The following is a 22,038-nucleotide window of genomic DNA, read 5'->3' on the forward strand; positions in this document are numbered from 1 at the left end:
GCCGTTCAGCCGCGGCCCAGGTTGCGCCAGGCCTGCGTGCGCGCGAGCAGCACGCGCGTGAGCAGCGCATAGGCGATGCACACCAGCGTCGAGGTCACCACGATCAGGCTGGCCAGCGCGGCGGCCGGGCCGATGTCGCCGGCGTCGTCCATGTGCATGATCGCGACCGACGCGAGGATGGTCTCGGGCGTGTAGAGGAAGATGGCGCACGACAGGCTGGCCATCGACACCACGAAGAAGTAGCGCCCGATGTCGAGGATCGCCGGCAGGCATACCGGCACCGTGACGCGCAGGAAAGTCTTGAAGAACGGCACCTTGAGCGAGGCCGAGACGGCCTCGAACTCGTTGTCGATCTGCTTGAGCGCGGTGACGGCCGTGAGGTGGCTCGAGGTGTAGTAGTGCACCACCATCGACACGATCAGGATCGCCATCGTCTGGTAGAGGAAGTTCAGCGGGTTGGCCGGATGGTTGAAGAACATCACGTAGCCCAGGCCCAGCACCAGGCCCGGCACTGCCATCGACAGCACCGCCATCAGGTGCATGCCCTTGCGCATCAGGCCGAGGCCGCGCGTCTTCTCGATCAGGTAGGCGCCCGTGAACACGATCAGCGAGCCGGCCACCGCGGTGGCCATGGCCACCAGCAGGCTGTTGCCGTAGGCCGCGGCCATGTCGCTCTCGACCAGCACGAAGTGGTAGTGCTTGAGCGTGAACGACTGGTCGTAGGGCCACAGCGCGATCAGCGAGGTGTAGACCGCCATGCCGATGGTGGCCAGCAGGAAGGCGCAGACCACGGTGCAGAACAGCGTGAGCAGCGTGTCGGCCACGCGCCGGCGCTTCGGGCTGTAGGGCACCGAGCGCGCCGTGAGCTGCGCCTTGAGCTTGCGCCGCACCACGTAGTCGATCACGAAGGAGACGATCGACGGCAACAGCAGCAGCATGCCGACCACCGCGCCGATCGAGAAGTTGTGCTGCCCCACCACCTGCTTGAAGACGTCGACCGACAGCACGTTGAAGTTGCCGCCGATCACCTTGGGCGCGCCGAAGTCGCTGACCACGTAGGTGAAGACCACGGTGGCCGCGCTGATCAGGCCGTACTTGCACGAAGGCAGGGTGATGGTCATGAACTGCCGCAGCGGCCGCGTGCGCAGCGCGGTGGCGGCCTCGTAGAGCCGACCGTCGGCCAGCGACAGCGCGGTGACCAGGATCATCAGCGCATGCGGGAAGGTGTTGTAGACCTCGGCCAGGATGATCCCGGGCGCGCCGTAGATCGAGGTGCCGCCGAGCAGGAACTTGAGCGCGCCCTGGTTGCCGAACCATTGCACGAACGAGATCGCCGACAGCAGCGAGGGCGCGAGCAGCGGGATCAGCGCGATGAGTCGGAACACGGCCTTGAGCGGCGCCGGCATGCGGCTGCGCGTGAGCGCATAGGCGAACACGAAGGCCGTGGGCACCGAGATCGCGACCACCGCGGCCGCGACCCAGACCGAGTTCCAGGCGGCGCGCAGCAGGCTCGGCGTCTGGAAGTAGGTGATGAAGTGGGCCAGGCCGACGAAGCGGCCGTCCTTGTCCTGCACCGCGTGCGCGAGGATGGTGAGCAGCGGCGCGACCAGGAACACGAACAGCATCGCCATCACGACGCACAGCACGGCGCGCGCGATGGTCTCGTCGCGGCTCCAGCGCAGGGCGGGCCGCGTGCTGATGGCCGGCTTGGCGGCGAGGGGATGGGCGAGCGTGTTCATGGTTGCGGCGCGCGCGCTGCGGAGAAGGCGCGGATGCGGTTGGCGCGCAGCGCGATGTCGACCGTGTGGCCCTCGCGGATGCCGAGGTCGTGCAGCTGGTTGAGCGAGAAGTGCAGCCCGAGCGTCTGGCCGTGCAGCGCATCGGCCGTCACCTCGGCGATGCACAGGCCGCCGAGGAACTCGACCTTGGTGACCATGGCCTGCAGCCGGTTGGCCGTGTCCTCGCGCAGGTGCTCGACCGCGCGGTCCTCGGGCCGCAGGTAGAGGTTGACCGCCTCGCCGGGCTCGAAGGCGCCGTCGCAGGCATCGCACTGCAGCTCCATGTCGCCGACCTGGAAACGGTGGTTGCCCAGCGCCACCGAGCGCAGCACGTTGACCTTGCCGACGAAGTCCGCCACGAAGGGCGTGGCCGGCTGCTCGTAGACCTCCATCGGCGTGCCGACCTGCTCGATCACGCCGTGGTTCATCACCACGATGCGGTCGGCCATCGACAGCGCTTCTTCCTGGTCGTGCGTGACCATGATGGTGGTGATACCGACCTGCTTCTGCAGCCGGCGGATCTCGCCGCGCAGGCGGATGCGCTCGAGCGCGTCGAGCGCCGACAGCGGCTCGTCGAGCAGCAGCAGGCCGGGCCGGGTGGCGAGCGCGCGCGCCAGCGCCACGCGCTGCTGCTGGCCGCCCGAGAGCTGGCTCGGGTACTTGGCGCCCGAGGTCGGCAGGCCGACCAGCTTGAGCAGCTCGTCGACGCGCGCCTTCACCTCGGCGCGCCGGGCGCGGCCGTTGACCAGGCCGTAGCCGATGTTCTCGGCGATCGTGAGGTTGGGGAACAGGGCATAGGACTGGAACACGATGCCGTAGTCGCGCCGGTCGGGCGGCAGCCACGAGACGTCCTTGCCGTTCTGCAGGATCTGGCCCGCGGTCTGGGTTTCCAGCCCCGCGATGATGCGCAAGAGCGTGGTCTTGCCGCAGCCCGAGGGGCCGAGGAAGCACAGCATCTCGCCGGGGTTGACGCGCAGGTGCACGTCGCGCAGCGCGCTGAAGGTCTCGAAGTCCTTGCGGACCCCGATGACCTCGAGCGCCGCGGCGCCGCTCGCGGGCCGCCGGCCGGCCATGAACGGGGTGTCGGTCATATCCATTGTTCGCACTCGTCGTTGGCGGACGCGCGAGACGCGCGTCCGCGGGTTGAAGAAGGACAGAAAGACAGCGGCCGATCGGACTTTTTCGCGGGACACCGCGGAACCGGCTTCGCCGGGCCGCCGGTGTCGCCCCCGGTAGGGGGTTGGCGAAGCGACACGAAGTGCGCGCAGCCTGGGGGCGAGCCTATTTAGCTTCGGCCTTGCCTTCGTAGCGCTTGCTCCACTCGGCCAGGATGCGTTCGCGGTTCTTGGCGGCCCAGTTCAGGTCGTTCTTCGCGAGCAGCTTCTCGTAGTTGTCGGGAATGCCCTCGAGCTTCGAGACCACGCCGGGGTAGGCCACCACGGCCCACCAGCGCGCGCTGATCTGGTTGGCCTCCTTGCTCGCCATCCAGTCGGCGAAGCGCTTGGCCTGCTCGAGCTTGGTGCTGGTCTTCATGAGGCTGGTGGCCTCGATGTCCCAGCCCAGGCCTTCCTTCGGGAAGATCAGGTCGACCGGCGCGCCCGACTTCTTGACCTGGTGGGCGCGGAACTCGAACGAGATGCCGATCGGGAACTCGCCCGCGCCGGCCTGCTTGCAGGGCTTGGAGCCCGAGTGCACGTACTGCGCGATGTTCTGGTGCAGCGCGTCCATGTACTTCCAGCCCTCGGCATCGCCCCACAGTTGCAGCCACGAGGACACGTCGAGGTAGCCGGTGCCGCTGGAGGCCGGGTGCGGCATCGAGATGGCGCCCTTGTAGACCGGCTTGGCCAGGTCCTTCCAGCTCTCGGGCTTGGGCAGGCCCAGCTTCTGCGCCTCGACCCGGTTGAAGCAGATGGTGGCGGCCCAGACGTCCATGCCGACCCAGGCCGGCGGGCGCGCGGCATCCGAATAGGCGGGGTTCAGTTCCTTGAAGCCCTTGGGCTCGTAGGGCAGCAGCATGCCTTCCTGCTGCAGCAGCGCGAGACTGCTGGCGGCCAGGCCGGCCACCACGTCGGCCTGCGGATTGGCTTTCTCTGCCAGCAGCTTGGCGGTGACGATGCCGGTGGAGTCGCGCACCCACTTCACCTCGATGTCGGGATTGGCCTTCTCGAAGGCGTCCTTGTAGAGCTTCATGGCATCGGTCTCGAGCGCGGTGTAGACCAGGAGCGAGGTCTTCTGCGCCCAGGCGGCGCCGCTGGCCACGAGGCCGAGCGCCGCGGCGCACAGGACGGCCGCGAGACGGCGCGAGCTTGGTTTCATCGTCATCTGTTTCTCCTGAGAGGGCTTGCTGTCACGGAAGGGTGAGTGGCGGGCGTCCGGGGCCTGGTCGGCCGGATCCGGTAAAGGCAATGTAGATTGCAGACTGAAGACTGTCAATAAAAAATTGTTGACAGTTTTCAATCCGAGGCTGGAGAATGCGTTCCATGGTCACCAGCAATCCCTCCTCCGCCCTCGCATTCCTCCAGTCCAGCTCGCTGCCGATGCTGATGCAGGAGGAGATCGAGCGATTGATCATGACGGGCGAGCTCCCGGTGGGCAGCCGCATCAACGAGAGCGAGCTCTCGCAGCGCTTCAACACCAGCCGCGGCCCGATCCGCGAGGCGCTGCGCGCGCTGGAGGAGGCGGGCCTGGTGCGCAACGAGAAGAACCGCGGCGTCTTCGTGCGCGAGATCGCGTTCGAGGAGGCCGACGAGATCTACGAATTGCGCGAGGCGCTGGAGGAAATCATCGGCCGCCGCGTGGCGCTGGCGATCAAGCCCGATGCCGTCGAGCGGCTGCGCGCCATGCTCGATGCCATGCGCTCGGCGGCCCAGGCGCAGGACGTGGAGCAGTACGCGCAGCTCAACCTGCAGTTCCACGAGATCCTGCTCGACACCGCGGGCAGCAAGAAGCTGACCGAGACCTACAAGCGCCTCGTGAAGGAACTGCACCTGTTCCGCATGCGCGCGCTCGACAGCGGCGGCGGCCTGCGGGTCTCGGCCGACGAGCACCGCGACATCGTCGAGGCCATCGCCAGCGGCGACCCCGACGTCGCGGGCCGCGCGCTGCGCCAGCACGTCGCGGGCAGCCGTGCCCGCATGCACAAGGCCTTCGGCCGCGCCGATGCAGAGGCGGCGGCCACCACGAACAACCCACCAAAGGAAGTCTGAAATGACACCGGAGACCCTCGAAGTCAATGCCAGGAGCTATCGCTGGATGGCGCGCCCGATCGTGGTCGTGTGCGTGGACGGCTGCGAGCCGGCCTACCTCGACGCGGCCATCGCCGCCGGCGTGGCGCCGTACCTCGGCCGCATGCGCGAGCAGGGCGCAGACCTGCTGGCCGACTGCGTCGTGCCGTCCTTCACCAACCCGAACAACCTGTCGATCGTGACCGGCGCGCCGCCCGCGGTGCACGGCATCTGCGGCAACTACTTCTTCGACCGCGAGCTGGGCCAGGAAGTGATGATGAACGACCCCAGGTACCTGCGCGCCGGCACCGTGCTGGCCGCGTTCGCCGACGCGGGCGCCAAGGTGGCCGTGGTCACGGCCAAGGACAAGCTGCGCAAGCTGCTGGGCCACCGCATGAAGGGCATCTGCTTCTCGTCCGAGAAGTCGGACCAGGTGACGATGGAGGAGAACGGCATCGATGACGTGCTCGGCATGGTCGGCATGCCGGTGCCCTCGGTCTACAGCGCCGAGCTCTCCGAGTTCGTGTTCGCGGCCGGCGTGAAGCTCATGGAGTCGCACCGGCCCGACCTGATGTACCTGTCGACCACCGACTACGTGCAGCACAAGGCCGCGCCCGGCAGCGAACAGGCCAATGCCTTCTACGCGATGATGGACCGCTACCTCGCGCAGCTCGATGCGCTCGGCGCCACCATCGTGCTGACCGCCGACCACGGCATGAACGACAAGCACGGCGCCGACGGCTCGCCCAACGTCATCTACCTGCAGGACGTGCTCGACGGCTGGTACGGCGCCGGCACCGCGCGCGTGATCCTGCCGATCACCGATCCCTACGTGGTGCACCACGGCGCGCTCGGTTCCTTCGCCACCGTCTACGCGCCCGACGAGGCCAGCGTGCCGGGCTGGATCGAGCGCATCCGCCAGGTGCCGGGCATGGAGTCGGTGCTGTCGCGCAAGGAGGCGGCGCAGCGATTCGAGCTGCCCGCCGACCGCATCGGCGACATCGTGGTCGTGAGCGAGAAGAACACCGTGATCGGCACCGCGGCCAGTCGCCACGACCTGTCGGCGCTCGAGGTGCCGCTGCGCTCGCACGGCGGCGTGTCGGAGCAGCGCGTGCCGCTGATCTGCAACCGCCCGGTGGCGGGCATCGCCGCCGGCCGCCGCCTGCGCAACTTCGATGCGCTCGACATCGCGCTGAACCACGCCCAGTAACCGACCGCCGGAGCACCCATGAGCCAAGCCACGCTGAAGCCAGGCACCATCCACCGCGAAGCCCTGCGCATCGCCGGCGAGCGCGTCTACCGCGACCGCACGATCGAGGTCACCTACCCCTACACCGGCGAGGTGATCGCCACCGTGCCCAAGGCCACGCTCGACGACGTGCGCAACGCGCTGCGCATCGCGCGCGACTACAAGCCCACGCTCACGCGCTACGAGCGCTACAAGATCCTGATGCGCGCGGGCGAGATCATCGCCTCGCGCCTCGACGAGATCTCGCGCACCATCACGCTCGAATCGGGCCTGTCGCGCAAGGACTCGCTCTACGAGGTGGGCCGCGCCTCCGACGTGCTGCTGTTCGCGGCCAACCAGGCGCTGGTCGACGATGGCCAGGTGTTCTCGTGCGACCTCACGCACCACGGCAAGAGCCGCAAGGTCTACACGCTGCGCGAGCCGCTGCAGGGCGCGATCACGGCCATCACGCCGTTCAACCATCCGCTCAACCAGGTGATCCACAAGGTGGCGCCGGCCATCGCCACCAACAACCGCATCGTGCTCAAGCCCAGCGAGAAGACGCCGCTGGCGGCCTTCCTGCTGGCCGACATCCTCTACGAGGCCGGCCTGCCGCCGCCGATGCTGTCGGTGCTCACCGGCGACCCGCGCGAGATCGCCGACGAGCTGCTGACCAACGCCGACGTCGACCTCGTCACCTTCACCGGCGGCGTGCCGATCGGCAAGTACATCGCGGCCAAGGCGGTCTACAAGCGCCAGATCCTCGAGCTCGGCGGCAACGACCCGATCATCGTGATGGACGATGCCGACATCGAGGAGGCGGCCACGCTCGCGGCCAGCGGCTCGTACAAGAACTCGGGCCAGCGCTGCACCGCGATCAAGCGCATGCTGGTGCACGAATCGGTGGCCGACCAGTTCGTCGAGCTGCTGGTGGCCAAGACCCGCGCATTGAAGTACGGCGACCCGATGGATCCCGACACCGACATGGGCACGGTGATCGACGAGGCCGCCGCGAAGCAGTTCGAGGGCGTGGTCAACGAGGCCATCGCGGCCGGCGCGAAGCTGCTGTACGGCAACGAGCGCCGCGGCGCGCTGTATTCGCCGACGGTGCTCGACCGCGTCGACCCCGGGATGACGGTGGCCAAGCACGAGACTTTCGGTCCCGTGTCGCCGGTGATCCGCTTCAAGACCATCGACGAGGCGATCCGCATCTCGAACGGCACGGCCTACGGCCTGTCGTCGTCGATCTGCACCAACCGGCTCGACCACATCACGCGCTTCATCCGCGAGCTCAACGTCGGCAGCGTCAACGTGCGCGAGGTGCCGGGCTACCGGCTCGAACTCACGCCCTTCGGCGGCATCAAGGACTCCGGCCTGGGCTACAAGGAAGGCGTGCTCGAGGCGATGAAGAGCTTCACCAACACCAAGACCTACTCGCTGCCCTGGTAACCATGAGCCTGAGCCTTCCCGACATCGTCGGCCTGTTCGAAACCAAGGGCCATGCCCAGTACGACGGCGAGCCCGTCACCCAGCTCGAGCATGCGCTGCAATCCGCGCACCTGGCCGAGCAGGAGGGGGCGGACAGCGCGCTGATCGCCGCCTCGCTGCTGCACGACCTGGGCCACCTGCTGCACGACTTCGGCGGCACGCCGACGCAGCAAAGGCTCGACGACCTGCACCAGTACCGCTGCCTGCCGTTCCTGCGCGCGCTGTTCGACGTGGCCACGCTGGAACCGATCCGGCTGCACGTGGACGCCAAGCGCTTCCTGTGCGCGCGCGAGCCCGGCCACCTCGAGGCACTGTCGCCCGATTCGCAGCGCAGCCTGCAGCTGCAGGGCGGCGTGTTCGATTCGGCGCAGGCCAGTGCCTTCGAGGCGCTGCCCTACGCGAAGGACGCGGTGCGGCTGCGGCGCTGGGACGACACGGCCAAGTGCGCCGACGCGAAGACGCCGGACCTCGCGCATTACGTGCGGCACCTCGAGGCCGCGTTGAAGCCCACCGCCATCGCCGCATGAGCGGTACGCCACCGGTCGTGCTGGCGCGCCGCCCGGCGACGCGGGAAGACATCCCCTTCCTGCTCGCGCTGCGGCAGCGCACGATGAACGGCCACGTGGTGGCCTCGGGCGCCGAGGTCAGCGATGCGCACCACATGGCGCGGCTGATGCACCGCTTCGAATGCGCCGAGGTGCTGCTGCACGAGGGCGAGCCGGTCGGCCTGCTCAAGGTGTCGCGCGATCCGCACGAATGGGTGCTGATCCAGATCCAGCTCGCGCCGCGCTATCAGGGCGGCGGCATCGGCACCGGGCTGCTGGCCGAGGTCGTCGCCGAGGCCGAACGCGCCGGCGTGGACCTCACGCTCAGCGTGCTCAAGGCGAATCCGGCCCGCGCGCTCTACGCGCGCTTCGGCTTCCTCGTCGAGCGCGAGTCCGAGTTTTCCTACGAGATGCGGCGCAAGCCCTGACCACCTACGAAGCCGCCATGCGCCCCTTCTGGATCGAACAGGCCCTCTTCAACGACGGCGACCTCGCGCCCGCGCTGCAGGGCGAATGCGAGGCCGACCTCTGCATCGTCGGCGGCGGCTTCACCGGACTGTGGACCGCGATCCAGGCCAGGCAGCAGGCGCCCGCGCTCGACATCGTCATCCTCGAGAGCGACCTCTGCGGCGCCGGCGCGAGCGGCCGCAACGGCGGCTGCCTGCTCACCTGGTCGGCCAAGTTCCTGACCCTGCGCCGGCTGTTCGGCGAGGACGAGGCGGTGCGCCTGGTCAAGGCCTCGGAGGCGGCGGTGCAGCACATCGCCGACTTCTGCGCCGCCCACGGCATCGACGCCGAGCTGCGCCAGGACGGCACGCTCTACACCGCCACCTCGCCGGCCCAGGTCGGCACGCTCGATCCGATGATGCGCGCGCTCGAAGCGCGCGGCATCCATTCCTATCGCACCTTGCCGCCCGAGGAAGTGGCGCGGCGCTCGGGCTCGGCGCGCAACCTCGCGGGCGTGTACTCGCCGATCGCGGCCACCGTGCATCCGGGCAAGCTGGTGCGCGGGCTGCGGCGCGTGGCGCTGGCGATGGGCATCCGCATCCACGAGCGCACGCCGATGCTCGATTTCTCCACCGGCCATCCGGTCGTGGTGCGCACGCCGGCCGGCAGCGTGCGCGCGAAGAAGCTGGTGCTCGCGATGAATGCCTGGATGGCCAGCCGCTTCGCGCAGTTCGAGCGCACCATCGCCATCGTGTCGAGCGACATGGTGATCACCGAACGCTGCCCCGAGCTGCTCGAGCGCAGCGGCCTGACCGACGGCGTGTCGGTGCTCGATTCGCGCACCTTCGTCTACTACTACCGCGGCACGGCCGATGGCCGCCTCATGCTGGGCAAGGGCGGCAATACCTTCGCCTGGGGAGGGCGCATGGCCAAGGTGTTCTACGAGCGCTCGCCCTACGAGGCCGAGCTCACGCAGGCGCTGCGTTCCTTCTTCCCGGCCCTGAGCGAAACGCCCATCACCGCGAGCTGGAACGGCCCGTCCGACCGCTCGGTCACGGGCTTCCCGTTCTTCGGCCGGCTCGACGGCGCGCCGCACATCTACTACGGCTTCGGCTACTCGGGCAACGGCGTCGGGCCGACCTACATGGGCGGGCAGATCCTGTCGTCGCTGGTGCTCGACCAGGACAACGCCTGGACGCGCAGCCCGATCACAAAGGGGCCGCTCGGCTACTTTCCGCCCGAGCCGGTGCGCTACGTGGGATCGATCGTGGTGCGCAATGCGATCCGCCGCAAGGAACTCGCCGAGGACGAGAACCGGCAACCGTGGCTGGTGGACCGCATGCTCAGCAAGCTCGCCAACGCCGCGGGCAAGGCCGACAAGGCCTGACCCGAGGCGGCGGGCCGGGCGGGCCCGCACGTCATGGCACCCGTCTATGATCCGCGCGCCGCATGGGAGCGGCAGGCATCACAACACGAAGACGAGGAGAAGGCATGACATATTTCAAGGCCGTGCGCCGCCGCACGTTCTGGCTGGGCGCGTTGCTGGCCGTCGCGAGTCTTGTCGGCTGCGGAACGCCGCCGACCTACAAGCTTCGCCCCGTCACCGGGCAGTCGCCGGGGACTTTCTCGCTGGCCCATTCCAAGGTGGTCGAGGACGAGCGCCATGGGACGCGTCATCTGGATGCGGCCAAGAGCATCGTCTACTCCCAGAACTTCGGCGGTGGCGGCGCGGCCCTTGGCCTGCTGCTTGGCCCGTTGGGCGTGGCGGCCAACATCAGCATGATCGACAGCAACACCGAGGCGGACGCCGTGCGCCTGCGAGGCAAGCTGACGCTGGCGCCACGGGAACTGTTCCTCGCGGCCGCGACGCAACAGGGCCTGGAGGTCGTGGACGATGCCGCGGCCGGCGCGACCGGCGCGGCGAGCCGCACGCTGGCCACGCCCTACCTGTTCGTGAGCAAGACCGACAACGACCGCCTGCTGACCGCGGCGGCGGTGCGGCTGGAGTACGGGCAGGGCGCCGACCAGTGGTCGGGCGTCTACATGTACCAGCTGCCTTCGTCGTACCAGCTGGACGACCTGGCCCGCCTCACGCCCGAGATGCAGGCCCGCCTGGGCACGGAGGCGGCCCAGGGCTTCTCGGCGCTCGCGGCCTTCATCGCGAAGGAAGCGCCGCAGCAGGACGGCCAAGCCAAGGGCGGGACCGAGAGAGACTTCAGCTACAAGTCGGATCTGCTGACGCCCCGCATCGAGATCGAGATGAATGGCCGGTTCATCGCGCGGTCCGGCGACCTGATCTGGTTCAGGAGCTTCGGCGGCGTGTATGCCGTGCGCACCTCGAACATCAAGGTCATGTCGGGCGGAGTCTGATCAGTTGGTTTCCGCCAGCGCGTCGCCCAGCGCATTGATCATGCGATCGATCTCCGCCTTCTCCGAGATGAACGGCGGCGCGAGCTGGATGGTGTCGCCGCCGTAGCGCACGTAGAAGCCCTTCTTCCAGCAGTTCATCGCGATCTCGTAGGGGCGGCGCGCCGGTTCGCCGGGCAGCGCGGCGATGGTGAGGCCGGCCGCGAGGCCGAAGTTGCGGATGTCGGTGACGTGCTTGCTGCCCTTGAGGCTGTGCACGGCGTTCTCGAAATGCGGGGCCAGCGCCTTCACGCGCGCGGGCATGTCTTCCTTCTGCAGCACGTCGAGCGCGGCGATGCCGGCGGCGCAGGCCACCGGGTGGGCCGAGTAGGTGTAGCCGTGCGGGAACTCGAGCATGTAGTCGGGACCGCCCGCGGCCATGAAGGTGTCGTAGATCTCCTTGCTGGCGATCACGGCGCCCAGCGGCTGCGCGCCGTTGGTGATCTGCTTGGCGGCATTCATGATGTCGGGCACCACGCCGAAGGCATCGGCGCCGGTGAGGGTGCCGCAGCGGCCGAAACCGGTGATGACCTCGTCGAAGATCAGCAGGATGTTGTGCGCGGTGCAGATGTCGCGCAGGCGCTTGAGGTAGCCCTGCGGCGGGATCACCACGCCGGCCGAACCGGCAAAGGGCTCGACGATGACGGCCGCGATGTTCGAGGCGTCGTGCAGCGCGATCAGGTCGAGCAGACGGTCGGCCAGCTCGGCGCCGTTCTCGGGCATGCCGCGCGTGAAGGCATTGGCCGCGAGCTGGGTGTGGGGCAGGTGGTCGGCCTCGACGCCCTGGCCGAACAGCTTGCGGTTGGCGCCGATGCCGCCGACCGAGATGCCGCCGAAGTTGACGCCGTGGTAGCCCTTCTCGCGGCCGATCAGCCGGGTCTTGCTCGCCTGGCCCTTGGCGCGCCAGTAGGCGCGCGCCATCTTGAGCGAGGTGTCGGCGGCCTCGGAGCCCGAGCCGGTGAAGAAGACGTAGTCGAGGCCGGCGGGCGTGAGTTCCTTGAGCCGGTTGGCGAGCTCGAAGGACAGCGGATGGCCGAACTGGAAGGCCGGCGAATAGTCGAGCTTCGCGATCTGGCGGCTCACCGCCTCGGTGATCTCGGGGCGGCCGTGGCCCAGGCCCGAGCACCACAGGCCCGAAAGGCCGTCGAAGATCTTGCGGCCTTCGTGGTCGGTGAAGTAGGCGCCCTTGGCCTCGACGATCAGGCGCGGGTCGGCCTTGAACTGGCGGTTGGCGGTGTAGGGCATCCAGTGCGCCTCGAGCCAGGCGGCATCGGTGCGCGGGGCCGGGTGGGCGAGTTCGGGCGTGGCGAGGGTCATGGGTGCGTCCAGGTTGGGGTGGTAAAGGTGACGCGCCGATTGTTGGCAAGCCATTCAGTGTGGAGAATGGCGCAATATCAATGTTCACTTGACGATCCATGCAAGTAAAAGAAGGCGCCTCCACGGCCCGCAGCCGTGCCGTGCTGGGCCAGCTCAGCGACATGGACCTGCGCCTGCTCAAGGTGTTCAAGAGCGTGGTCGACTGCGGCGGCATGGCGGCGGCCGAGCTCGAGCTCAACATCGGCACCTCGACCGTGAGCCGCCACGTGAAGGACCTCGAGACCCGGCTCGGTCTGGTGCTGTGCCGGCGCGGCCGGGCCGGCTTCGCGCTCACGGCCGAGGGCCAGCGCGTGTACGACGAGACGCTGCGGCTCCTCGCTTCGGTCGATGCCTTCCGCGGCAGCATCGACGACATCCACAACCGCATGGGCGGCCAGCTCGAGGTGGCGCTGTTCGACAAGACCGCGACCAATCCGCAGGCACGCATCGGCGAGGCGATCGCGCGTTTTGCCGAGGTGGCGCCCGAGGTCAGCCTGGCGGTGCACGTGGGTTCGATCAACGCGATCGAGCAGGGCGTGCTCGAGGGCAACTTCCAGATCGGCATCATCCCGGCGCACCGCAGCTCGAAGAGCCTGGTCTATGAGGAGCTCTTCGGCGAGACCATGCTGCTGTACTGCGGCCGCGGCCATCCGCTCTTCGAGGCCAGCCATGCGAAGCTCACCTGGCTAAAGCTGCGCGAGCACCATTTCGCGGGCCTGGGCTACCACTCGCCCAACATGGAGCTGAGCCACCGCGCGCAGCTCTCGCGCAAGGCCACGGGCTTCGACCAGGAGGCGATCGCCACGCTCATCCTGTCGGGGCGCTTCCTGGGCTTCCTGCCCGACCACTATGCGCAGGTGTTCGAGCAGCGCGGACTGATGCGCCCGGTGCTGCCCGAGCGCTTCCATTACGAATGCCGCTTCGTGAGCCTGCTGCGGCGTTCGCCGAAGCCTTCGCGCGCGGTGCTGGCGTTCCAGGCCTGCCTCACGGCGGCGCACCGCGGGCGCTAGCCGAACCGTTCAGGCTGAGCTTGTCGAAGCCCTGCGCGGCGCTTCGATCCTTCGACAAGCTCAGGACAGGCCGAGCTCAGCGCGAACGGATTCCCGTCGACGCTCAGCGCTGCGCGTTGGGCACCAGAAGATGCTTGGCGCCGATGTGCGCCTCCATCTCGTGCATGTGCTGCTCGGCATCGACCATGTGCTCGCTCATCAGCCGGTGCACCGTCGCGGCGTCCTCCTTGCGGTAGGCCGCCAGCAACTGCGTGTGGTAGTCGACGTTGGCCTCGCCGAAGTGGTGATGGTCGAGCGCCTTCTTGTAGACCACGAGGTCGCGCAGCAGGTCGTTGAGGAAGCGGCACATGAAGGACAGCACCGGGTTGGGGCAGGCCTCGGCCAGGATGGTGTGGAAGGCCAGCTCGGCCTCGCGCTGGATGCGCAGCTCGTCCTCGGAGGTCGGCTCCTTGGTGCACAGGCGCACGTTCTCCTCGAGCCGCTCGAGCATTTCGGGCGTGAGCCGGCCCACCACGCTGACCGCGAGCTCGGGCTCGAGCGCCTTGCGCAGCTGGTAGATATGGTGGCCGTCGAGGTGGTGGAAGTGCAAGAAGTTGCGCAGCGGCTCCGACGCATGCTCGACCGACACCTGCTGCAGGTAGGCGCCGCCGCCGGGCCCGGTGCGGATCGAGATCAGGCCGCTGACCTCGAGCGCCTTGAGCGCCTCGCGCACCGTGCTCTTCGAATAGCCGAACAGCTCGATCAGTTCCTTCTCGTTCGGCAGCCGGTCGCCGGGCTGCTTGCGCTCGGCCACGATCCAGCGCTTCACGTCCTCGACGATGACGTCCGAGAGCTTTTGTCGCTTCGGGCGGTGTTGCCCCACTGTCATGCCCACGCTCGATGTCCCTCGGGAGATGCGCGGAATGCGCAACAGCGGGCGATCTTACCCAGGGCCTCCGCGCGCATCGGCGTGGTGCGCGCGGGCGGGGCCGGGGGCCTGCGGAGTCGGTGTTTTCTGGGCACGGGGATTGCTAACGGGTTTTTACCAGCATATTAATCCTATTTATCCGCTTAAATTCGCCGCGACCGCGGACGCCCATCCCTCTCCACCCTCACCACGACGGAGTTCCTCTTGCAACGCAGACACCTTCTCCAACTGGCCGCCCTGTCGGCCGCTCCCGCTTCCCTGCTGGCCGGCCGCTCGGCCTTCGCGCAATCGGCCGAGGCGATCCGCTTCGGTTGCCCGGTGCCGATGTCGGGCGCCTTCGCGGCCAACGGCAAGTTCGCCGACCTCGGCATGAAGCTGGCGATCGAGCAGTACGGCAGCGTGCTCAAGCGCCCGCTGGCCTACACGGTGCTCGACACCGAGGGCAAGCCCGCGACCGCGGTGCGCAAGGTGCAGGAAGCCTCGCAGCAGCAGGGCGCCAAGTTCTTCGCGGGCGGCATCCTGTCGTCGGAAGCGCTGGCCATGGGCAAGGAGGCCGAGAAGGCCGGCGGCCTGTTCATCACCACCGCGGGCGCCGACGAGATCACCGGCAAGGACTGCAACCCCGCCACCTTCCGCTGGTCGGTGCCCACCTTCGGCGCCATCGAGCAGACGGTGCGCCCGCTGGTCGCGCAGATGCCCAAGGCCAAGCGCTGGTACACGATCACGCCGCAGTACGTGTTCGGCGACGGGCTCCTGAGCGCGGCCAAGACCATCTTCCAGGAGAAGGGCATCGAGCACGTGGGCAACAGCTACCACTCGCTCAACGAGAAGGAGTTCAGCGGCTACCTCACCAATGCGATGGCGGCCAAGCCCGACGTGCTGCTGCTCTTGAACTTCGGCGCGCAGTCCTCGGCCGCGCTGCGCCAGGCGGTGAGCTTCGGCATGCACAAGAACATGACGATCCTGATGGCCTGGGCCTCGGGGCTCGAGCAGTTCGACGAGCTCGGCGCCGACCTCTGCGACGGCGTGTACTTCGGCGCGCAGTACTGGCACACGGTGGATGCGCCGCTCAACAAGGAGCTGGTCAAGCGCACCGCCGACAAGCTCAAGATCGTGCCCAACTACAGCCTCGCGGGCTCGTACATCTGCACCAAGATCCTGATCGACGGCATCGTGAAGGCCGGCACGGTCGACCAGAAGGCCGTGATCGCCGCGCTCGAGGGCATGAAGTTCGACGGGCTCACGGGCGGTGAGGAGATCCGCAAGGCCGACCACCAGGTGGTGAAGGACTACTACCTGCTCAAGGGCAAGGCCAAGTCGAAGATGAAGGACGCGGCGGACTATGTCGACGTCGTGAGTTCGGGCAAGTCCTTCCTGCCCGTCGACAAGACGGGCTGCAAGCTGGCCTGACGCCGCTTCCGTTCGCACACCTTCTCCACCGTTCGCCCTGAGCCTGTCGAAGGGCTGTTCGCGCCTGCGCCAGGCTTCGACAGGCTCAGCCCGAACGGTGGTGGGGAATGCAGCCTGCACGGTCGTCGTGCGGGATCGAACGGATCCTGAAAACCGGAACCCCCATGTCCGTCTACCTGCTCCAGACCATCAACGGCATCGGCATCGGCATGCTGTACTTCCTGCTGGCCGTCGGCCTGTCGATCGTGTTCGGCCTGCTGCGCTTCGTGAACTTCGCGCACGGCGCCTTCTACCTGCTGGGCGCCTACCTGTGCTTCCAGGCGCTGCAGTGGGGCCTGAACTTCTGGGCCGCGCTGGTGCTGGTGCCGCTGGCCGTCGGCGCGCTCGGCTGGCTGGCCGAGAAGCTGCTGCTGCGCCGCGTCTACGCGAAGGCGCATGAATTCCACATCCTCGTCACCGTGGGCCTGGCGCTCGCGGTGCAGGAGATCGTGATCGTCTTCTGGGGCCCGCTGGGCAACAGCGTGCCCACGCCCGACCTGCTGCAGGGCGTGGTGATGTGGGGCAGCTTCATCTATCCGAAGTACCGGCTGTTCGTGATCGGCTTCACCGCCGTGCTCGCGGTGCTGCTGTGGTGGGTGCTCGAGGGCACGCGCCTGGGCAGCGCGGTGCGCGCGGGCAGCGAGTCGACCGAGATGGTCTCGCTGCTCGGCATCAACGTGTTCCGCGTCTTCAGCCTGGTGTTCGCGCTCGGCGCGGCCACGGCGGCGCTGGCCGGCGTGCTGGCCGCGCCGATCCGCGGCGCCGAGCCCTTCATGGGCGTGGAGGCGCTCGGCGTGGCCTTCGTGGTGGTGGTGATCGGCGGGCTCGGCAGCTTCGGCGGCGCGCTGGTCGGCGGCCTGCTGATCGGCATCGTGCAGAGCCTGATGAGCACCCTGTGGCCGCCCGGTGCGAGCCTGATGATCTACATCGCGATGGCGGCCGTGCTGCTGCTGCGCCCGCATGGCCTGCTCGGCCGCAGAGGATGAACGCCATGCCCAGAAAAATCACTTTCCTGCTGGCACTGGTCGTCACGCTGGCGCTGCCACTGTTCATGCGCTCGGGCTCGCTCGCGAGCGAGGTGCTGATCTACGCGCTCGCCGCGCTCGGCTGCAACCTGCTGCTGGGCTACACGGGCCTGCTGTCCTTCGGCCAGGGCATCTTCTTCGGCCTGGGCAGCTACACCATCGCGATCCTGCTCACGCGGCTTTCGCTGCCGATGCCGCTGGCGCTGCTCGCGGCCATCGGCATGGGCGCGCTCGGCGCGGCGCTGGTCGGCTGGGTCGCGATCCGCCAGCGCGGCACCTACTTCGTGATGCTCACGCTGGCCTTCGCGCAGATGTTCTATTTCGTGGCCTACACGGCCTCGGGCCTGACCGGCGGCGACAACGGCCTGCTCGACGTGCCGCGCCCGGCCTTCATGGACACGCCGTGGAAGTACTACGCCTTCGTGGCCGTGATGTTCCTGATCGCCTTCGGCCTGCTGCTGCGCGTGACCGACTCGGTGTTCGGCCGCACGCTGCTGGCGATCCGCGACAACGGCGACCGCGCCGCCGCGGTGGGCTACGACCTGCGGCGCTTCAAGCTGCTGGCCTTCGTGATCTCGGGCGCCGTGACCGGCCTCGCGGGCGGGCTGCACGCCATGATGACCGGCATCGCGCCGCTGTCGAACGCCGAGTACCACACGAGCGAGATGATCCTGGTCATCACCGTGATCGGCGGCACCGGCAACCTGTTCGCCTCGGTGCTCGGTTCGGCCTTCTACGTGCTGCTGGCCGACTGGCTCTCCACGCTGTGGCCGCGCTGGCTGCTGCTGCTGGGGCTGCTGCTGATCGGCGTGAGCATCGGCATGCAGCGCGGCCTCTGGGGGCTGGGCGAGAGCGCCTGGCGACGCATCTTCGGGAAGGGCGCGCAAGGCGCCGGCGCCTCCGGCGCGCAGGGAGAAAAAGCATGAGCGACGTCCTCATCGAAGCCGCCGGCGTCACCAAGCACTACGGCAAGTTCGCCGCGCTCGGCGGCGTCGACCTCCAGATCCGCCGCAACACCGTGCACTCGGTGATCGGCCCGAACGGCGCGGGCAAGACCACGCTGTTCCACATGCTCACGGGCACCGGCACCACCACCGGCGGGCGCATCCTGTTCGACGGCCACGACGTGACGCGCGAGCCCGACCATCGCCGCGTGCAGCGCGGCATGGCGCGCTCGTTCCAGGTCACGAGCCTGTTCGGCAGCCTCGCGGTGCGCGAGAACCTGCGCGTGGCGGCGCAGGGCATCGCGCCGCGCCAGGCCATGAACTGCTGGCGCGCGCCGGTCGGCGAGCTGGCCTGCAAGGCGATCGTGGACGAGGTGCTGCAGCGCGTGGGCCTCGAGCGCTTCGCCCACGTGCCGGCGGCCGAGCTGTCGCACGGCCAGCAGCGGCGCCTCGAGGTCGGCATGGCGCTGGCCGCGCGGCCGAAGGCGATCTTCCTCGACGAGCCGACCTCGGGCATGGGCATCGACGACCTCGACGACATGAAGCAGCTGATCCGCGGCCTGCGCGAGGAACACACCGTGGTGCTGATCGAACACAACATGAACATCGTGATGGACATCTCCGACACCGTGACCGTGATGCAGCTGGGCCGCGTGCTGGCCGAGGGGCTGCCGGGCGACATCCGCGCCGATGCGCGCGTGCGCAGTGCCTACCTTGGCAACATGATCACGGGAGGCAAGGCATGAGCGGCGCGAACATCCTCGAGGTCGAGGGCCTGCATGCGCACTACGGCAAGAGCCATGTGCTGCAGGGCGTGTCGCTGCGCGTGGGCGAGGCCGAGCTGGTGACGCTGCTGGGCCGCAACGGCGCGGGCAAGTCGACCACGCTCAAGAGCATCGCGGGCGCGGTCACGCCCACGGCCGGGCGCGTGCGCTTCCAGGGCGCCGACATCGCGGGCCAGCCCGCGCACCGCATCGCCGCGCGCGGCGTCTGCCTGGTGCCCGAGCATCGCGGCATCTTCAAGCTGCTCACGGTCGAGGAGAACCTGCTGCTCGGCCAGCGGCGCGAATCGCCGTGGCAGCTCGACGACATCTACCGCATCTTTCCGCGCCTGAAGGAGCGGCGCCGCAACGGCGGCGGCCAGCTCTCGGGCGGCGAGCAGCAGATGCTGGCGATCGGCCGCGCGCTGATGAACCATCCGCGCCTGCTGATCCTCGACGAGCCGGTCGAGGGCCTGGCGCCGGTGATCGTGGAGGAGATCGTCGCGCAGCTCCAGACCATCAAGGCCGCGGGCGTCGCGATCCTGCTGGTGGAACAGAACCTCGAGGTCTGCGTGCAGCTCGCCGACCGCCACTACATCGTCGAACAGGGCCGGATCGTGCACGAGGCCGGCAATGCCGCCTTCATGGCCGACCACGACGTGAAAGACCGCTACCTGGGCGTGGGCCTCGCCTGAGGCGCATTCATCGATTCAGAGAAAACCATGACATCACACACCGAACTGCGTATCGACGGCCAGCGCCTCTGGCGCTCGCTGATGGAACTGGCGCGCCTGGGCGCCACCGAGAAGGGCGGCGTCTGCCGCATCGCGCTGACCGAACTCGACCGCCAGGGCCGCGACCTGTTCGTGCGCTGGGTGCGCGAGGCGGGCTGCGAGGTGCGCGTCGACGCCATCGGCAACATCTTCGCGCGCCGCGCCGGCCGCAACGCCGCGCTGCCGCCGGTCACCACCGGCAGCCACATCGACACCCAGCCCACGGGCGGCAAGTTCGACGGCAACTACGGCGTGCTGGCCGGGCTGGAGGTGATCCGCTGCCTCAACGACGCCGGCGTGCAGACCGAGGCGCCGATCGAGGTGGCCGTGTGGACCAACGAGGAGGGCTCGCGCTTCGTGCCCGTGATGATGGGCTCGGGCGTGTTCGCCGATGCCTTCACGCTCGAGCATGCGCTCGCGCAGCGCGACACCGAGGGCGTGAGCGTGGCCGAGGCGCTCGCGGCCATCGGCTACGCGGGCGGCGTGCCGGCTTCGGCGGCTTCGTCGCCGGTCGGCGCCTACTTCGAAGCGCACATCGAGCAGGGCCCGGTGCTCGAGGCGCACGAGCGCGTCATCGGCGTGGTCGAGGGCGCGCTGGGCCAGCGCTGGTACGACGTGGTGCTGCAGGGCATGGAGGCCCATGCCGGTCCCACGCCGATGGAACTGCGCAAGGACGCGCTGCTCGCGGCTGCCGAGCTGGTGACCGAGGTCAACCGCATCGCGCTGGCGCATGCGCCGCACGGGCGCGGCACGGTCGGCTGGATCGATGCCTATCCGAACTCGCGCAACGTGATCCCGGGCCGCGTCAAGCTCAGCGTGGACCTGCGCGCGGCCGACGACGTGGTGCTGTCGGCGATGGACGCCGCGCTCAAGGCGGCGGTGCAGCGCATCGCGGGCACGTCGAAGGTCGAGGCGACGCTCGAGCAGGTCGTGTACTTCCCGCCGCAGCCCTTCACGCCGGCGCTGGTGTCCGCCGTGCGCGAAGCGGCCGAGGCGCAGGGCCTGGGCTGGATGAACGTGATCAGCGGCGCCGGCCACGACGCGGTGTACCTCGCGCGCGTGTGCCCCACGGCGATGATCTTCGTGCCCTGCCGCGACGGCATCAGCCACAACGAGATCGAGGACGCGCAGCCCGATCACCTGGAGGCCGGCTGCAACGTGCTGCTGCAGGCGATGCTTCGCAGCGCCGGGGTGGCCGCATGAAGGTGCTGATCGCGCGTCTCAACCACGAGACCAACACCTTCTCGCCCGTGCCCACGCCGCTCGCGGCCTTCGGGCCCGACGGCCCGACCGTCGGCCAGCAGGCCTACCGCGACAACAAGGGCATGCGCACCGCGATGTCGGCCTTCATCGACCTGGCCGAGGCGGCCGGCGCCGAGCTGGTCACGCCGGTGTCGGCCTCGGCCAACCCGAGCGGGCCGGTCGATGCGCACGCCTACGACCTGCTCACGCAGTGCATCGTCGACGCGGCGCCGGGCTGCGACGCGATCCTGCTCGACCTGCATGGCGCGATGGTGGCCCACAACAGCGCGGACGGCGAGGGCGGCCTGCTGCTGCGGCTGCGCGCGGCCGCGCCCGGCGTGCCGATCGGCGTGGCGCTCGACCTGCATGCCAACGTCACGCCCGCGATGGTGGAGAACGCCGACGTGATCGTCGGCTTCAAGACCTATCCGCACGTCGACATGTACGAGACCGGCGAGCACGCGGGCCGGCTGCTGCTCGACCTGCTGGCGGGGCGCGCGCGGCCCGCGATGCGCTGGCATTCGCTGCCGCTGATGGCCCACACGCTGCGCAGCGCCTCGTACACCGGCGCGATGCAGCGTGCCATCGATGCCGCGCGCGCGGCCGAGGCCGCGGGCGAATCGCTCGCGGTCTCGATCCTCGCGGGCTTCTCGCTGTCGGACATCGAGGCGCCGTGCATGAGCGTGATCGTGGTCGACGCGCAATCGGGCGAGCGCGCGCAGGCCACGGCCGACCGCATCGCGGCGCAGATCTGGCGCGAGCGCGAGGCCTTCGTCTACGACAGCGAGCCGCTGGCCGACTCGGTTGCGCGCGCGAAGCAGCTGGCCGAAGGCGCCGAGCGTCCGGTGCTGCTGCTCGACCATGGCGACAACTGCATGTCGGGCGGCAGCTGCGACACCATGGACGTGCTGCAGGAAGCGCTGGCGCAGGGGCTCGATGGCATCGGCGTCGGGCCGCTGTGCGATCCCGAGGCGGTGGCCGAACTGATCGCGGCGGGCGAGGGCGCGCGCGCGACGGTGGCGCTGGGCAACAAGGTCTCGCTGGCCGGCATCGGCCGCGAGAACGCGCCGGTGCGGCTCACGGGCACGGTGCGCACCATCTGCGACGGCGAGTACGTCATCACCGGACCGACCTACACCGGCCAGCGCGCCAGCATGGGTCGCACCGTGCTGTTCGACATCGGCGCCGCGCGCATCGTGGTCACCGAGCGCACGCAGGAGCCGTGGGACATCGGCGTGTTCGAATGCGTGGGGCTCGACCCGCGCCAGGAGCGCTTCCTGCTGCTGAAGTCGCGCATGTACTGCCGGCCGGTGTTCGAGCCGCTCGCGGCCGCGCTGGTGGAGTGCGACAGCCGTGGCGTGACCAGTTCGGACTACGGGCTGTTCCCGTTCGGCAAGGTGCGGCGGCCGGTGTTTCCGCTCGACCCGATCTGAAGGCTTTCATGACCTCCCACGT

General features: G+C 68.9%; 20 protein-coding genes. 15 read left to right on the plus strand and 5 right to left on the minus strand.

Features of this window, described 5'->3' with window-relative positions; genetic code table 11:
• Positions 1 to 5: 5 nt before the first annotated feature.
• From INQ48_09520 to INQ48_09530, 3 genes are all read right to left on the minus strand, one after another.
• Positions 6 to 1,739 carry a putative 2-aminoethylphosphonate ABC transporter permease subunit gene (locus tag INQ48_09520; GenBank protein QRF59435.1) on the minus strand — a complete coding sequence of 578 codons (1,734 nt, stop codon included), beginning with the start codon at positions 1,737 to 1,739 and terminating at the stop codon, positions 6 to 8.
• Positions 1,736 to 2,875 (minus strand): putative 2-aminoethylphosphonate ABC transporter ATP-binding protein, encoded by a 1,140-nt coding sequence (locus tag INQ48_09525; GenBank protein QRF59436.1) that lies wholly within the window; start codon positions 2,873 to 2,875, stop codon positions 1,736 to 1,738. The genes INQ48_09520 and INQ48_09525 overlap by 4 nt, the downstream gene beginning before the upstream one ends.
• Before the next feature lie 184 nt (positions 2,876 to 3,059).
• A complete protein-coding gene (locus INQ48_09530; protein ID QRF59437.1) occupies positions 3,060 to 4,100 on the minus strand; it encodes a putative 2-aminoethylphosphonate ABC transporter substrate-binding protein in 1,041 nt (346 codons plus the stop codon).
• A 158-nt stretch (positions 4,101 to 4,258) separates the two neighbouring features.
• Between INQ48_09530 and INQ48_09535 the strand changes: the two genes are divergently transcribed.
• From INQ48_09535 to INQ48_09565, 7 genes are all read left to right on the plus strand, one after another.
• Positions 4,259 to 4,984, plus strand: coding sequence for a phosphonate utilization associated transcriptional regulator (locus INQ48_09535; GenBank protein QRF59438.1), 726 nt, complete (start codon positions 4,259 to 4,261; stop codon positions 4,982 to 4,984).
• Between the two features lies 1 nt (position 4,985).
• Entirely contained in the window at positions 4,986 to 6,212 is a 1,227-nt protein-coding gene (phnA, locus tag INQ48_09540; GenBank protein QRF59439.1) for a phosphonoacetate hydrolase, read from the plus strand.
• Positions 6,213 to 6,230: 18 nt separating this feature from the next.
• Positions 6,231 to 7,679 (plus strand): phosphonoacetaldehyde dehydrogenase, encoded by a 1,449-nt coding sequence (phnY, locus tag INQ48_09545; GenBank protein ID QRF59440.1) that lies wholly within the window; start codon positions 6,231 to 6,233, stop codon positions 7,677 to 7,679.
• 2 nt (positions 7,680 to 7,681) lie between these two features.
• Positions 7,682 to 8,245, plus strand: a complete 564-nt coding sequence (locus INQ48_09550; protein QRF59441.1) for a phosphohydrolase — start codon at positions 7,682 to 7,684, stop codon at positions 8,243 to 8,245.
• Positions 8,242 to 8,691: a GNAT family N-acetyltransferase gene (locus INQ48_09555; GenBank protein QRF59442.1), complete on the plus strand. Its 450-nt coding sequence runs from the start codon at positions 8,242 to 8,244 to the stop codon at positions 8,689 to 8,691. The genes INQ48_09550 and INQ48_09555 overlap by 4 nt, the downstream gene beginning before the upstream one ends.
• Before the next feature lie 17 nt (positions 8,692 to 8,708).
• The gene (locus tag INQ48_09560) at positions 8,709 to 10,097 is read left to right on the plus strand and encodes an FAD-dependent oxidoreductase (protein ID QRF59443.1); all 1,389 of its coding nucleotides are present in this window, start codon (positions 8,709 to 8,711) and stop codon (positions 10,095 to 10,097) included.
• Positions 10,098 to 10,201: 104 nt separating this feature from the next.
• Positions 10,202 to 11,080: a hypothetical protein gene (locus tag INQ48_09565; GenBank protein ID QRF59444.1), complete on the plus strand. Its 879-nt coding sequence runs from the start codon at positions 10,202 to 10,204 to the stop codon at positions 11,078 to 11,080.
• On the opposite strand, the gene INQ48_09570 is transcribed toward INQ48_09565, so the two are convergent.
• Positions 11,081 to 12,433 (minus strand): aspartate aminotransferase family protein, encoded by a 1,353-nt coding sequence (locus INQ48_09570; protein ID QRF59445.1) that lies wholly within the window; start codon positions 12,431 to 12,433, stop codon positions 11,081 to 11,083.
• Between the two features lie 98 nt (positions 12,434 to 12,531).
• On the opposite strand from INQ48_09570, the gene INQ48_09575 reads away from it, so the two are divergent.
• The gene (locus INQ48_09575) at positions 12,532 to 13,482 is read left to right on the plus strand and encodes a LysR family transcriptional regulator (GenBank protein QRF59446.1); all 951 of its coding nucleotides are present in this window, start codon (positions 12,532 to 12,534) and stop codon (positions 13,480 to 13,482) included.
• Positions 13,483 to 13,585: 103 nt separating this feature from the next.
• Here INQ48_09575 and INQ48_09580 read toward each other — a convergent pair whose 3' ends face one another.
• Positions 13,586 to 14,350: a FadR family transcriptional regulator gene (locus tag INQ48_09580; GenBank protein ID QRF59447.1), complete on the minus strand. Its 765-nt coding sequence runs from the start codon at positions 14,348 to 14,350 to the stop codon at positions 13,586 to 13,588.
• 243 nt (positions 14,351 to 14,593) lie between these two features.
• Between INQ48_09580 and INQ48_09585 the strand changes: the two genes are divergently transcribed.
• From INQ48_09585 to INQ48_09615, 7 genes are all read left to right on the plus strand, one after another.
• Positions 14,594 to 15,799 carry an ABC transporter substrate-binding protein gene (locus tag INQ48_09585; GenBank protein ID QRF59448.1) on the plus strand — a complete coding sequence of 402 codons (1,206 nt, stop codon included), beginning with the start codon at positions 14,594 to 14,596 and terminating at the stop codon, positions 15,797 to 15,799.
• A gap of 164 nt (positions 15,800 to 15,963) precedes the next feature.
• Positions 15,964 to 16,824, plus strand: coding sequence for a branched-chain amino acid ABC transporter permease (locus INQ48_09590; GenBank protein QRF59449.1), 861 nt, complete (start codon positions 15,964 to 15,966; stop codon positions 16,822 to 16,824).
• Positions 16,825 to 16,829: 5 nt separating this feature from the next.
• A complete protein-coding gene (locus INQ48_09595; GenBank protein ID QRF59450.1) occupies positions 16,830 to 17,789 on the plus strand; it encodes a branched-chain amino acid ABC transporter permease in 960 nt (319 codons plus the stop codon).
• Positions 17,786 to 18,553 (plus strand): ABC transporter ATP-binding protein, encoded by a 768-nt coding sequence (locus tag INQ48_09600; protein QRF59451.1) that lies wholly within the window; start codon positions 17,786 to 17,788, stop codon positions 18,551 to 18,553. The genes INQ48_09595 and INQ48_09600 overlap by 4 nt, the downstream gene beginning before the upstream one ends.
• Positions 18,550 to 19,263 (plus strand): ABC transporter ATP-binding protein, encoded by a 714-nt coding sequence (locus tag INQ48_09605; GenBank protein ID QRF59452.1) that lies wholly within the window; start codon positions 18,550 to 18,552, stop codon positions 19,261 to 19,263. The genes INQ48_09600 and INQ48_09605 overlap by 4 nt, the downstream gene beginning before the upstream one ends.
• A gap of 27 nt (positions 19,264 to 19,290) precedes the next feature.
• Complete coding sequence (locus tag INQ48_09610; protein ID QRF59453.1) at positions 19,291 to 20,544, plus strand: Zn-dependent hydrolase; 1,254 nt, start codon at positions 19,291 to 19,293, stop codon at positions 20,542 to 20,544.
• Entirely contained in the window at positions 20,541 to 22,016 is a 1,476-nt protein-coding gene (locus INQ48_09615) for a M81 family metallopeptidase (GenBank protein QRF59454.1), read from the plus strand. Before INQ48_09610 ends, INQ48_09615 begins: the two co-directional genes overlap by 4 nt.
• Positions 22,017 to 22,038 lie beyond the last annotated feature (22 nt).

This window comes from Variovorax paradoxus (assembly GCA_016806145.1).
Classification (GTDB): domain Bacteria; phylum Pseudomonadota; class Gammaproteobacteria; order Burkholderiales; family Burkholderiaceae_C; genus Variovorax.